General features: G+C 63.2%; 14 protein-coding genes and 1 tRNA gene. 5 read left to right on the top strand and 10 right to left on the bottom strand.

What is annotated here, in order from left to right; all coding sequences use genetic code 11:
* Positions 1-55: 55 nt before the first annotated feature.
* Both BMX36_RS02850 and BMX36_RS02845 read right to left on the bottom strand, forming a co-directional pair.
* Positions 56-937 (bottom strand): nucleotidyltransferase domain-containing protein, encoded by an 882-nt coding sequence (locus BMX36_RS02850; protein WP_052819632.1) that lies wholly within the window; start codon positions 935-937, stop codon positions 56-58.
* A gap of 12 nt (positions 938-949) precedes the next feature.
* Positions 950-1,891, bottom strand: a complete 942-nt coding sequence (locus BMX36_RS02845) for a patatin-like phospholipase family protein (RefSeq protein WP_052819633.1) — start codon at positions 1,889-1,891, stop codon at positions 950-952.
* 277 nt (positions 1,892-2,168) lie between these two features.
* Here BMX36_RS02845 and BMX36_RS02840 point away from each other — a divergent pair, with 277 nt between their 5' ends.
* The gene (locus BMX36_RS02840) at positions 2,169-3,365 is read left to right on the top strand and encodes a hypothetical protein (RefSeq protein WP_052819698.1); all 1,197 of its coding nucleotides are present in this window, start codon (positions 2,169-2,171) and stop codon (positions 3,363-3,365) included.
* Between the two features lie 151 nt (positions 3,366-3,516).
* Positions 3,517-4,095 carry a peptide-methionine (S)-S-oxide reductase gene (locus BMX36_RS02835; protein WP_218142126.1) on the top strand — a complete coding sequence of 193 codons (579 nt, stop codon included), beginning with the start codon at positions 3,517-3,519 and terminating at the stop codon, positions 4,093-4,095.
* On the opposite strand, the gene BMX36_RS02830 is transcribed toward BMX36_RS02835, so the two are convergent.
* The 3 genes from BMX36_RS02830 to BMX36_RS22025 all read right to left on the bottom strand — a co-directional run bounded on the left by BMX36_RS02830 (position 4,049) and on the right by BMX36_RS22025 (position 5,802).
* Positions 4,049-4,681 (bottom strand): class I SAM-dependent methyltransferase, encoded by a 633-nt coding sequence (locus BMX36_RS02830; protein WP_052818857.1) that lies wholly within the window; start codon positions 4,679-4,681, stop codon positions 4,049-4,051. The two genes, BMX36_RS02835 and BMX36_RS02830, sit on opposite strands and share 47 nt — an antisense overlap.
* A gap of 108 nt (positions 4,682-4,789) precedes the next feature.
* On the bottom strand, positions 4,790-5,203 hold the full coding sequence (locus BMX36_RS02825; protein WP_052818858.1) for a nuclear transport factor 2 family protein: 414 nt from the start codon (positions 5,201-5,203) through the stop codon (positions 4,790-4,792).
* A 113-nt stretch (positions 5,204-5,316) separates the two neighbouring features.
* Complete coding sequence (locus BMX36_RS22025) at positions 5,317-5,802, bottom strand: SDR family NAD(P)-dependent oxidoreductase (RefSeq protein ID WP_256210633.1); 486 nt, start codon at positions 5,800-5,802, stop codon at positions 5,317-5,319.
* 228 nt (positions 5,803-6,030) lie between these two features.
* Here BMX36_RS22025 and BMX36_RS02810 point away from each other — a divergent pair, with 228 nt between their 5' ends.
* The gene (locus tag BMX36_RS02810) at positions 6,031-6,924 is read left to right on the top strand and encodes a LysR family transcriptional regulator (RefSeq protein ID WP_052818860.1); all 894 of its coding nucleotides are present in this window, start codon (positions 6,031-6,033) and stop codon (positions 6,922-6,924) included.
* Between the two features lie 85 nt (positions 6,925-7,009).
* Here BMX36_RS02810 and BMX36_RS02805 read toward each other — a convergent pair.
* The 5 genes from BMX36_RS02805 to BMX36_RS02780 all read right to left on the bottom strand — a co-directional run bounded on the left by BMX36_RS02805 (position 7,010) and on the right by BMX36_RS02780 (position 10,027).
* A tRNA-Leu gene (locus tag BMX36_RS02805) sits at positions 7,010-7,094 on the bottom strand.
* 261 nt (positions 7,095-7,355) lie between these two features.
* On the bottom strand, positions 7,356-7,739 hold the full coding sequence (locus tag BMX36_RS02800; RefSeq protein ID WP_093063612.1) for a PilZ domain-containing protein: 384 nt from the start codon (positions 7,737-7,739) through the stop codon (positions 7,356-7,358).
* Between the two features lie 66 nt (positions 7,740-7,805).
* The gene (dksA, locus tag BMX36_RS02795) at positions 7,806-8,267 is read right to left on the bottom strand and encodes an RNA polymerase-binding protein DksA (RefSeq protein WP_066782179.1); all 462 of its coding nucleotides are present in this window, start codon (positions 8,265-8,267) and stop codon (positions 7,806-7,808) included.
* A 450-nt stretch (positions 8,268-8,717) separates the two neighbouring features.
* Positions 8,718-9,233: a hypothetical protein gene (locus BMX36_RS21580; protein ID WP_177179003.1), complete on the bottom strand. Its 516-nt coding sequence runs from the start codon at positions 9,231-9,233 to the stop codon at positions 8,718-8,720.
* Positions 9,234-9,517: 284 nt separating this feature from the next.
* On the bottom strand, positions 9,518-10,027 hold the full coding sequence (locus BMX36_RS02780) for a host attachment family protein (protein ID WP_093063610.1): 510 nt from the start codon (positions 10,025-10,027) through the stop codon (positions 9,518-9,520).
* A 92-nt stretch (positions 10,028-10,119) separates the two neighbouring features.
* On the opposite strand from BMX36_RS02780, the gene serS reads away from it, so the two are divergent.
* Together serS and BMX36_RS02770 are read left to right on the top strand one after the other, a co-directional pair.
* Positions 10,120-11,397 carry a serine--tRNA ligase gene (gene serS / locus BMX36_RS02775; RefSeq protein WP_093063609.1) on the top strand — a complete coding sequence of 426 codons (1,278 nt, stop codon included), beginning with the start codon at positions 10,120-10,122 and terminating at the stop codon, positions 11,395-11,397.
* Positions 11,398-11,419: 22 nt separating this feature from the next.
* Positions 11,420-12,487, top strand: coding sequence for a M23 family metallopeptidase (locus BMX36_RS02770; protein ID WP_093063608.1), 1,068 nt, complete (start codon positions 11,420-11,422; stop codon positions 12,485-12,487).
* Positions 12,488-12,574: the final 87 nt, after the last annotated feature.

Genomic DNA, 12,574 nt, shown 5'->3' with positions numbered 1-12,574 from the left:
TTTGATCCCGAAATCCTCGACCTGTCTCGTCCCGATCCCGACTACGCGCTGTTCGTCAACTCTCCCAAAATTCCTTGAGCGCTGCCGTGAAGTCATCGAAGCTAGCCGTCGACCAGCAGACCGAGGAACCATCCCTTACGAGCCAATGGAGTTGGCTCGCGGTCGTCAACTTCGTCCGATCCGCGTTCACGACCCAATTGAAGCACTCGACGAACATATCCTGATAGCTGCCCACGAATTTGTCGTTCGGCACATTCGAAAGCATCCCCTCGATGAAGTATGAGGGCGCGATCTTGTCGGCGAGCAACCCCTTGCCGATCATCGTGTTGCGCATGTTCTTGAAGATCCGGACCACACGCTTGAAGTTCTGGTTCGTGGCCTGATGCTTTGCGGTGCAGTTGTCCGAGTGTTGCTTCGGAAAATTCTCGATCCGTGATCCGTTCACGTAAAACGCTACCCCGGAATGGTAGCCGTGAACGCCGGATTGATAGGAATAGTAACGCCGGAATTGCTGGCAGATGAGTATGTCCGCGTTGCGGCGACCATTATTTCCCGGAACATGCAGCGCCTTTCCGCCCGCAACGACACCGTTGTACAGTTGATTGATGTACCTCTCGGCATCGCCTTTGAACTCGTTATAACCGTATGCGGCATTTGCTGAAAAGACGCCCTTGAAGGCATCCTGTTCGGCTTGGCTCATCGCGGAAATATCGTAGTAGAACGCGCCATTGTGGCAGAGGACGACGTCCACGTCGCTGTCCGCCCACACGTTCGTATCGTTGCCGTAAGAGCCCTGCAGGTGAACTTCTATGTCCTTCACCGGATAGAAGGCCGACCCGTCGAGAAGATTCCCCCTAATTGAATTATAGGTGTCCGTGAACTGGCCCGTCTTGCCTTGCTGAGACCACGTCTCGAGTTGCGCTTCCGCGATCGCCATAATTCCCCCCGTTTAAGCCAAATACGACTTCAGTTCCTCCTCCGCCTCGCGCGCGCAATCGCGCCCGCGCTGCCACAGCAAGCCAAGCTTTTCCAAATCGACTTCCAACATGTCCGTCGCCATCTCTGGCTGGGTATATCGGGCGTGAACCCGAACCGTCGCAACATCTCGAAACATCACGCGCCGCAACTGATCCATCGACTGGGCGCTGATCTCCATCGTCTTTTGAAGGAAGACCATCGTCGGCAGCTTGCTTGCCCATTTTCGAACGCTCCAGGTCGGAAGCTTCGGTGACGGATATTCGCCAACGCCGATGCTCACCACGCGAACATCGCTCCTCGCGATCCCCAACGATTCAATCGCGTCAACGATTGCGTAGAGCGTAGGATTGTTCGCGACAAAACCGCCGTCCCGGACCTCGATCCTCTCACCTGCGGAGGTAGTTACAAATTTCTTCTCGAAGAATGGATACGCCGAGCACGACCCGATCACCGCGTCGGCGATCGTACAACCAAAGCCGGGCTCAAACGTCGCCTTGCCACGAAAAGCCTGACGCCGGTTCGTCTTGAAGATGATGGGACGCTCCTCCTTCCATCTCGTGCCAACAATGCCGATGTCCGTCTTGAAGGCGTCGAAACGCAGCTCCCGGAAAACATCTGCTGCGAGCGCATCGAGTGCCGCGGTCTTTTGGCTCGGGCGCCAAGCCGACATGACGGTCACCACATGCTTGCGGTAGAGCGCCTCAATTTCGTCCACCGATTTCCCAAGGCCTAGTAGCGCGGCGATGATGGAGCCAGTCGAAGTCCCGTAGATCAGGTCGAATTTCTCGCACAATCTACAACCCGCGAGCGCTTCAATCTCCTTCAGCGCGCCCAGTGTGTAGAAGCCCTTTGCGCCTCCGCCATCTAAGCTGAGCACCCGGAAAGTTTCTTTCTCGGTTGAAACGTCGCCCACCTGTTTTCCTTTGCGATCGCACTAACTCTTCCAATACACGATTCTTCACTATCCGACTTGCTCGACATGAAACGTGCCCAGAGTAGGCATCTCTACTCCGGACTAGACCTTGAGGGGAAAGCCTTCCCCTGCGCCCGAGCCCGCTGGTCTCGACCGACCCCTTCTGCGGGGCGGCTGCCCCGCAACGCCCTGCTGAGAGTGAGAGAGTGGACTGATTTCCGTGACGGGTTGAGGACTGGAGAAGAGGTCTCCGGCGCCCGTCATGGAGATTGTTCCCATGTCCCAAGATTCAGTCCTCGACGCCCGCCGCGACACAAACGGCGGTTACAAGGTCGATGTCAGCCGGGGGGAGTGGATCGGCCGCGTCTCGTCGGAATGGTTCTCGCGTCCGGCCGACGAGCGCTATCTCTCCCTGTCGGAACTGGCCCACACGGTTCGCGACCGCACCGAACGAAGCCGGACGCGGGTGGTGGAAAGCGCGCTCATCCACGTCGAGGCGAACCGCAACGATTCGGAGCGGCTGGCGCTGATCCTGCCAGGCACCGATGCGTCAATCGCGCCGACGCACTGGTCCTTCGGCCAGCTCGCCAGCCTGGTCGGCGCACCAGCCGCCTATTTGCGACAGCTCCCGGCCGCGCTCGCCGCCATCAACCTGCAATACGGCCTGACCTCCAGTCGGGCCGAGCAGATCAAGACGCTGGAAACCGATACTGGCCGCGTCGAACTGCGCGCCGTCACCGGCCCGGATTACGGCCGGATCTTCGACCACGAACTGGTCGAGGCGGTGCAGCGTATCGCGGGCAATGGCACGGGCGACACCCGCTGGAAGGTGCCGGGCGTGCTCGATTGGTCGACCGGCATCTACAATCCGCGGGTCGACATCACCAAGGATACGACCACGCTCTATGCCTCCGACCGCGACGTCTTCCTGTTCCTGGTCGACGACCTGAATCCGATCGAAGCTGGCCGCCTGCCTGACGGCTCGCCGGATCTCTATTTCCGCGGATTCTATTGTTGGAATTCCGAGGTTGGCGCCAAGACGCTCGGCATGGCGAGCTTCTATCTCCGGGCGGTCTGCCAGAATCGCAATTTGTGGGGCGTGGAGGATTTCGAGGAAATCACCATCCGCCACTCCAAATATGCCGCCAACCGCTTCGCGCACGAGGCGGCCCCGGCGCTGCTGAACTTCGCGAATTCCTCACCCCTGCCGTTCGTCAACGGCATCAGGGCCGCCCGCGAGCGGATCGTCGCCAGGACCGACGAAGACCGCACCGACTTCCTGCGTCGGCGCGGCTTCTCCAAGGCCGAGACTGGCAAGATCATCGACAGAGTGCTGGCCGAGGAAGGCCGCCCTCCGGAGTCCATCTTCGATTTCGTGCAGGGCATCACCGCCGTCGCGCGCGACAAGCCCCATCAGGACGCCCGCCTCGACATGGAGGGCAAGGCGAAGAAGCTGCTCGATCGAGCCGCCTGATTTCCGCGAAGCCGGGGATGCGGTTTTCCGTATCTCCGGCTTTGCGCTTCCGTGCCTTTCTGGTTCGCCGGTCCGTTGCGCTGCCCCCTTTAGAGGAAGAGGGCGGCGCTTCGCTTCGTGACGGGTTGGAGGTTGGGCGTGGGAGGTGATGATGGCGAAGGCCGGCTTTGGAGGGGGATGCCATTGGTGCACAGAAGGAGTGTTCCAGGCGTTGCGCGGCGTCGCCCAGGTCGACCAGGGCTTTGTCCAGTCGGACGCGCCGGCAGATACCTGGTCAGAAGGGGTGATCGTCACCTTCGATCCATCGGTTGTTCCGTTGGCGACGCTGTCCGAGGTGCATCTCAGAACGCATTCCGCTGCCAGGGCCCGCTCACCTCGCAGCAAGTACCGCAGCGCGATCTACATCTTTGAAGAGAGCCAGCGGCCGGAGGCCGAACTGGCGATCGACCGCTTCACCGACGCGTCGGGCAAGCCGGTGCACACCCTGGTCCTCCCGTTTAAAGGTTTCAGGGCGTCGGACGAGCGTTACCAGAACTACTATCGAACCGACCCGAGCAGGCCCTTCTGCCGCCGCTACATCGATCCCAAGCTGGATCATATCCGACGGCACTTTTCGGAACTGGCGCTCCCTGAAGCGAAGCCGACTGTCGGGGAGATCGACATGAAGTCGGAGCCGGGGCCTGTCAGGGCTTCACGAACCGATAGGCGAAGCGATCGGTTTTGCCCTTGATCGAGGGATCGAACACCTTGATCGAGTGCGGATCGTCCTCGTTCGCGAGTATGGTGCTTACCGCGTCCAGCACGAAGCCGGCCGCCTCGACCTCCTCGCGGACGGACGCGGGATCGATCCGATGCAGCGACTGGGCGTCGCTCGTGCCCGACCCAGCGGCGGCGGCGTGGTCGACGATGACGTAGGACCCACCCGGCTTAAGCCGCTCGTAGACGGCTCGATTGAAGTTGGCCGCCGTCGCGCCCTTGTCCTGGATCAGCGCGGTGTGGAGATCGTGGTAAAACAGGTGCAGCCACAGGACATCCGCGGGCTGCGTGGCCTTCGGCATCGCCACGAGGTCCGCCGAGACGGCCTCGACGTTCTCTCGGCCCGGCTCCTTCGCAAGCGTCCGCATGCTGCCGACCGGATCGTTCTTGAAGTGGGCGACTTCGGCCGGCACGAAGCTGTAGACCCGTCCTTCGGGTCCCACGACGTCGGAGAAGAGGCGGGTCCAGTCGCCGTCGCCTGGGTAAACGTCGATGACGGTGCAGCCCGCATCGACGCGTGCGAACCGGATTAATTCGGATAGCTTGGATTGGTCGTACATCGGGCTCTCCTTTACGTTTGAGCAGTCGACGAGGGCGCGCGGGGTGCGAGAGGCGATGCAAGGCTGATCCACCGTATGCTCCGATGCGATGGCCGCAGATGGTCAGCGCTATGCCGGCCCGGACGCGTCCACCTGCGCGGCCCGAGCCAGTGCCTGCGTATCGACATATTCCCGGATGCTGGTCAGCCTGCCGTTTCGGACCGTGATGGCGAAGATCCAGTCATCCTCGAACGTTCTGTTCGTGGCCTTGATCTTCCCCCTGGCGAAACCGACGACCAGGACTCGATCTCCCTGCGCCACGAACTCTCGCGGTTCTGTGGACGTTTCTATCGACTTGGATGAGGTCTCAAGCAAATCCGCCAGCCCCGCATGTCCGCGGTGTATGCCGGCCAGCGGCCAGTCTTCGCCCGGGATGATCCACTCGATGTCTTCGGCGACTAGTGCCAGCAGTGCCTTCCTGTCGCCGCGGCCGATCGCGGCGAAGAAGTCCTTCACGGTCTGAACGTTCTTCTCAATGCTCATGGGAATTTCTCCATTTCGCACGGACCGCATCGCGCTCGATCCGATCCGTGCATCGTGCCCCTGCCGGTGGGTACGTCCTGTTCGTCAGCCGAACTTGACCAGGTCCTTGAAGATCAGATGACCCCAGCTATTTCCGTGCGCCTGGACGAGCAGCCCGCCTTCCGAAAGCCCGCCAAGCTTGATCGGTGCGAAGCCGAGATTTTCCGCGAGCGTACCGATTTGCGATGCAGCATTGTCGTCGTCGCTCGCCAGGAATACGACTCTTCTGCCACCATGTACGGCCGGGGACTGGTCGAGGACGGCCGCAACCAGATGGTTGAAGCCCTTGACCACTTTTGCTCCAGTGAAGGCCCGCGCGACGACCCTTGCGGACGGCTGACCGCCGCGTAGAGCCGGTCGAGGTCGGCCTCATCGGAGACCGAGCCCGCCACCGCGCGGGCATTGGGCCCAAGCTCGGCTACAGCGGCGTCGAGCGCTTCCTGCCGGCGGCCGAATAGGAAGACGAAGGCGCCTTCCTCGATGAAGCGCTTCGCTGCGGCGCGGCCGATGCCAGTAGCGCCGCCGGTGATCACGGCGGTCTTTCCATTCAGTCTGTTCATGTCATGCATCCTTCGTTTCGCCGTGTCGGGTCTATGGCTGTGCGGGGAGGTTCCCCCAGACCCACAACATGGGTTCGCCGGAGGTAGGCGGTGAGTGCGGAATCGCGCACATCGGTGGTGCGAAAACGATCCGGCTAGCCCATAAAGCGCCACGACGATCGCGCGCCCTCTAGCTTACTGTGTTAGAATGAACTTCGGAAGCCGCGCCACGCGGCGCGGAAATGCACCATGATCGACTGGGATGACGTTCGCTACTTTCTTGCCGCCGCGCGCGGAGGCTCAGTGCGCGCCGCCGCCAAGCACCTGGGGGTGAACCACGCGACGGTGTTGCGACGCATCGCCCAGCTTGAGGGACGCCTGGGGGCGCAGATGTTCGAAAAGCTGCCTTCGGGCTACCGGTTGACGGAAGCGGGCGAGGAGGTCCTCGAACTCGCGGAGCAGATGGAAGCGTCGTCGAACCGGCTGGAGACGCGCGTCTTCGGTCGTGACCAGAGCGCGCGCGGGCTTTTGCGGGTGACGCTTCCACCGTTCGTCGCCACACACCTGCTCATGCCGGATCTCGCCGACTTCGCGCGTATGCATCCTGACATCGAGATGGAGATCTCGTCGTCCGGCGAGCTTGCAAACCTGACCAACCGAGAGGCCGACGTCGCGATCCGGATTGTCGCCGACCGCAAGACCCTGCCGCTCAATCTTCACGGCCTGAAGGGACCGGAGCTGTTCAGCGGCGTCTACATGTCTCGCGATCGACTAGCCGCGTGGCGTGCGGGCGCGCCGGATCCCATGCGGTGGATCGTCATAGACAATCATGGACTCCCGGTCTGGGCGCGCGAGGGAGAGGTTCACACCACGGGAGTTCCGTTCAGGACGCCGGACGCCGAGACGCAGATCGTAGCCGCGCAGCAAGGGATCGGGATGACGAAACTGCCGTGCTTCGTCGGCGATGCCGACGCTCTATTGGTGAGAGTGCCGGGCACCGACCTGCCCATGCACGGGACGCTCTGGCTTCTCACACAGGGGGAGACGCGCAAGACGAAGCGCGTGCGGCTCTTCACTGAGTTCGTATCCCGCAGGCTCGCCGCCTACGCGCCGCTTCTCGCGGGGCTCATATCGCACGATTGATACCCGGCAGGTCTCCGTCGAACGCGAACGACCCACCGCCGCCGGTCCGCCGCGATAGCCTGCTGAGTTTGACCTGATTTAAGAATGGTGCGGGTGGTCGGAATCGAACCGACACTCCTTTCGGAACCGGATTTTGAATCCGGCGCGTCTACCAGTTCCACCACACCCGCACATTTGCCGCCGATTCTAGCCGACGCTCTCTGCACCTATACTGCACCTAGAGCGAAAACCGAATATCGCCAGCCACTTTTCCTTCCTTCTCAAACCCCTGAAAACACGACGTTTTCAATTCATCGTGTTTTTCTGTGGATTGGTAGACAAACCACTTTTTGAGTCCGCTGCGTCTACCAATTCCGCCACACCCGCGTGATCGGAAGCGGGCATTGGCACAAACAGGGTCCGCGCGTCCAGCCCGCAAGACGCGCAAAGGCTTAAACCTTGTCGCTATCCGGAAAACCGAGCGAATGATGGGCCGGGAGGTCGGGCGTCCGCTGCTGCTGCCCGGCGGACTTGTGCACCCGTTGCGGATCGATGGCGGTGTCAAAGGCGATGCCTGCCCGTCCCTCCGTCTGCCAAGCCACGCGGCCCTCCAGCCAGCCCAGTTCGCCCAGTTCGATCTGCACCGCCGAATCTGGCGTCACCGGCTCGGGCAGCTCGGCCATCAACCCGCCACTGGAAAGATTGCGGACCCGCACGGTGAACGTTGCGTCCGCCCCCAAGACCTTCAGGCGAGCCAGCAGTGACAGACTGTCGCGGCCGCGATCGTCCGGGCCAGTGGATTTCGGATCCAGGAATACGCTGGCGGCAGAGTCCATGCTCGTCAAAGTACGTCTCAAATCTTGTCGAATTACGAACGAGCCCTGCCGACCGGCCAGGCGCGATCAATCCTCGCGAGAGATCTTCTCGTTCCGCTCGTGGCGCTCCTGCGCCTCGACGGTCATGGTCGCGATCGGACGCGCCTCCAGCCGGCCAAGGCTGATCGGCTCGCCAGTCACCTCGCAATAGCCATATTCGCCCTCATCGATGCGGCGCAGCGCCGCCTCGATCTTGCCGATCAGCTTGCGCTGCCGATCGCGCGTGCGCAGTTCGATCGACCAGTCCGTCTCGCTCGAGGCGCGATCATTGAGATCTGATTCCCGCAATGAATCGAGCTGCAATTGTGACAAGGTACCCAGCGATTCCCGCAGGATCGCGTCCTTCCACGCCAAAAGCTTGGCACGGAAATATTCCTGCTGCCGAGCGTTCATGAAAGGCTCGTCCGGATGCGGACGGTAACCGTCGTCGTTCGCAGCCCCGAGATCTTTGGGACTTATCTCATCCACGCGATTGTAAGCCGTCGCCATCAACCCGTCTCCCCGCCCGCGTCAGGGTGTCGCTGTTCCCCAAGGGCCCCGTGGCGCGCCTATAAACGCGGGCCGGGAAACTCACAAGCATTCGCGAGCGTGGAAAAGTGGGTAATCGATCGGGCATTGCGCGGTCGTGAACGGATCGATCGTTTCAACATGTCCCGCCATGGCACGTTAAGCAAGAAACGGTGGACCTGCGAGTTATCCATAACGAAAAACCCGTGGCACGATGGTCATTCCGGTTGAGTTTAAGAGTTTGTTCTGCACGTTGGCGGCAAGCAGACGCTGAAAAGAACAGGCGGGCCGCTCTAGTGCGGCTCAGGAATGGAAGAGTGACATCATGTCGGTGCGGATGGCTTTGGCGAAACTGTGCGCATGCACCGTTGGGGGAGCGGTGATCGGCGGCGGTGCGGTGCATGTCGCCGAAACGCAGAAGGCGCGTACTTCCTATACAAAGGTGGCAAAGGTGACGCCGCGGCGCGTTGTCCGGCACACACCGCCGCGTCGCACGGTTGTACGCCGCGTAGCCGCGGCTCCTGCTGCCTGCGCGCCGCGCGTGGTGACCGTGGCAGCGCCGGCCGCCCCTGTTCCCGTGCCATTGCCCGTTGCGCCACTGGTGGCGAGCCGCGGTGCCGACGTGGCACCCGTGGTCAGCAGCGGCTGGGGCCGTAGCGGCATTGGCGGCGGCGGCTTCTTTGCCGGTGGCTTCTTCGGCGGCTCGGGCGGTGTCAGCGGGTCGAGCGGGATCGTGATCTCGTCTACCTCGAGTTCAAGCGGCGGCTCCACGTCGACGGGTGGTTCGTCCACCTCCACGGGAGGCTCGTCCACCTCAACTGGCGGGTCCTCGACCTCGACCGGGGGATCCTCCACCTCGACGTCGACGGGTGGCTCCTCCACCTCCACGGGAGGATCATCGACATCCACCTCCACCGGCGGCTCGTCGACCTCATCGTCCACCTCCACGTCGTCGTCGACGTCTAGCTCCTCCTATGGCTCATCGTCCCAGGGCTGGAGCTCGAACGGTGGCCACTGGTCGTCGAACGGTGGCTGGTCGTCCAATGGCGGCCACGGCGGCAACAGCAGCGGGAACCCTTCGCCGGTGCCTGCGCCGCCGATGATGATCCTGTTCGGTGCGGCGGCCGCCGGTCTCGTCGCCCGTTTCCGCTTTGCCAAAAAGGCTTCAACCAAGGCCTGACCAAATGTGAAAGGCGACCGCGCGCCGAACAAGCGGCGCGCGGCTGCCCGGATCAGGCGTTCAGCAGTGCCTGTTCGATGTCCGGGATCGGGTGGCCGGTCAGATCCTTGGAAAGCTCGCCGGCGAGACGATCACTCACTTCCTTGTGGTAATGCTTGCGCAATTCCCCAAGCGTCTTGGGCGGCGCGACCACGATCAGCTTTTCATAATCGTTGGACAGCGCACGCGTCTTCAGCAGTTCCGCGGCGTCGGCCGCGAAGCGGTCTTCTTCCAACTGGTGGAAGTCCGTCTCTCCCAGTGTACCGCGCGATGGCGCGAACTGCGCACCGCCACCTTGCGCGTGATTCGATCCATTGCGGGCGATGGAAGGCGCTCCCGGGCCCGACTGGGTGGAGGAGGCACTGCCGGCCTTGTCGGTCTTCTGATCCAGGTCCGACGGGTTGGGCCGCTCCTCGGCATGTTCCACCGTCAGGTTCGGATGCACATCGTCGCCCTCGTTGCGCAGGAACAGCAGCTTGCGGCCGTCCGCCACCAGAACGACGGAATTGTGCGGGACTTGCATGTTGGTACCTCCTTGCATGCCGTGTTGTTCGACCAACGCGCCGCCGCCCGCACGGGTTGCCTCCCCTCGCGACGCCCGGCATAGCCCGCGCCATGCTAGACCTTCGCCTGATCCGAGATGATCCCGCCGCTTTTGACGCAGCCATGGCGCGCCGTGGCAAACCATCGGATGCAGCGACGATCCTTGATCTCGACCGCCGCCGCCGCGAGGTGGTGACCGAGCTTCAGGTCGGCCAGGCCCGTCGCAACGAGGCGTCAAAGGCGATCGGTGCCGCCAAGGCGAAGAAGGACGAGGAAACGGCCGCCGCGCTGATGGCCGAAGTCGCGACGCTGAAACAGCGCCTGCCCGAGCTGGAAACCGAGGAGGCCCGGCTTGGCGGGGAGCTTGACAGCCTGCTCGCCACTCTGCCGAACCTTCCGCTCGCCGACGTGCCGGACGGTGCAGACGAGGACGACAATCAGCTGATCCATGAACGCGGCCAGCGCCCGTCATTCGACTTTCCGATCCGCGAGCATGACGCGATCGGCCCGGCCATGGGACTCGATTTCGAAACCGGCGCGCTGCTGTCGGGCGCTCGCTTCACCCTGGTGCGCGGCCATGTCGCGAAGCTCGCCCGCGCGCTTGGCCAGTTCGGGCTGGACGTGCTGACGCGCGACTATGGCTATGAAGAAGTGATCCCGCCACTGCTGGTGCGGGACGAAACGATGTTCGGCACCGGGCAGCTTCCCAAGTTTGCGGAGGATCTGTTCCGCACCACCGACGGCCGCTGGTTGATCCCGACCAGCGAGGTCAGCCTGACCAACATCGTGCGCGAGAAGATCCTGTCCGCCACCGATCTGCCGCTGCGATTCACCGCGCTCACCCCCTGCTTCCGTTCGGAAGCAGGCGCGGCCGGCCGCGACACGCGCGGCTTCATCCGCCAGCATCAGTTCGACAAGGCCGAGATGGTCTCGATCGTAGAGCCCGATCAGTCCGAAGCGGAGCATGAGCGGATGACGGCCGCTGCCGAGGATGTGCTGACCCGGCTGGAGTTGCCGTTCCGCCGCATGAAGCTGTGCACCGGCGACATGGGCTTTTCCGCCGCGCGTACCTTCGACATCGAGGTGTGGCTGCCGGGGCAGGATCGCTATCGCGAAGTATCGTCCTGCTCGACCTGCACCGACTTTCAGGCGCGCCGTATGAACGCCCGCTTTCGTCCGGATGCGGAGAAGGCGACCCGCTTCGTTCATACGCTGAACGGGTCGGGCCTGGTGATCGGCCGCACGATCGTCGCCATCCTGGAGAACTACCAGCAGGAGGACGGCTCGGTAGCGGTGCCGGCAGCGCTTCAGCCATATCTCGGCGGCCTGAACCGGCTGGAGCCGCGGTAATCCTGGGGCTGATGCGCCGATCATGACGAACAGGATCCCGCTTGCGCTGCCGCTCGCAATCGCGCTGGCGGGATGCATCCCGTCGGTGGAGCGCCCGGCGCGGCCTGCGCCGCCCCGGTCCGATCCGTCGGGGGCTCGGCCACCGTTCGAGGATGGTCAGCGGCCGGCGGAGGATGTGGATCAGCTGCCCGCCCCGCCCCCCGCCTGGGAGTCGCGCGGCGCGGTGGCAGATGCGCGCGAGGTCGCCGAGCAGAGCTACCTGGTCCGCTCAGGCGATTCGCTGCGCGCCATTGCCGAGCGAACCGGCGCAGGATCGGAAGCGATCGCTCGCACCAACGGCCTGTCCGCCCCCTTTGTCATCTACGCCGGCCAGCGGCTGCGCATTCCCGGCGGCCGCTATCATCTCGTCCGCTCCGGCCAGACGGGCATCGCGATCGCCCGCGCTTATGGTGTGCAATGGTCGAACATCGTCGCCGCCAACGATCTCGATGAGCCATATATTCTGCGCACCGGCCAGCGTATCCTGATCCCCGGTGATGCTGCCATGCCCAGCGCAGCCGAACGCGCGGCTGCCTTCCAGCTCGATATCGATGACATCCTGACCGGCGGCGAGCCGGCGATCGCCGAGAATCAGGCGCCGGTGAGGCCAGTCGCGACGGCCCGCCGCGTGCTGCCGGCCACGGCCGCAGTCGTCGCGCCGAGTTCGAGCCCAGGTCGCTTCATCTGGCCCGTGGAGGGGCGGATCGTCAGCCGCTTCGGTGCGGGGGCGAGCGGGGAACGGAACAACGGCATCAAGATCGCCGCACCGATCGAAACGCCGGTAAAGGCGGCGGCAGACGGCACCGTGGCGTATGTTGGTGATGGGATCGCCGCGCTCGGCGGCCTTATAATCGTGCGCCATGGCGAGAACTGGACTAGCGTCTACGGCCACGCGTCCAAACTGATGGTGCAACGCGGCCAGGCAGTGAAGAAGGGGCAGACGATCGCTCTGTCCGGCGACACCGGATTCGCCGATCGTCCCGAACTCCATTTCGAACTGCGCAAGGGCCGAACTCCGGTGGACCCTGCCTCCCAACTCCCGCGCCGCTGACCTCCAATCCTCCCCATCATTGATGGAAAGGAGCCAGCGAAGCTGGTGAAGCGGCTGGCTCGGCGGAAGCGCGCCCCGTAGCCAGCC

Origin of the sequence: Sphingomonas sp. OV641, from assembly GCF_900109205.1 — a bacterium.
Taxonomy (GTDB): Bacteria; Pseudomonadota; Alphaproteobacteria; order Sphingomonadales; family Sphingomonadaceae; genus Sphingomonas.
This window is presented reverse-complemented; position numbering and strand designations above follow the sequence as displayed.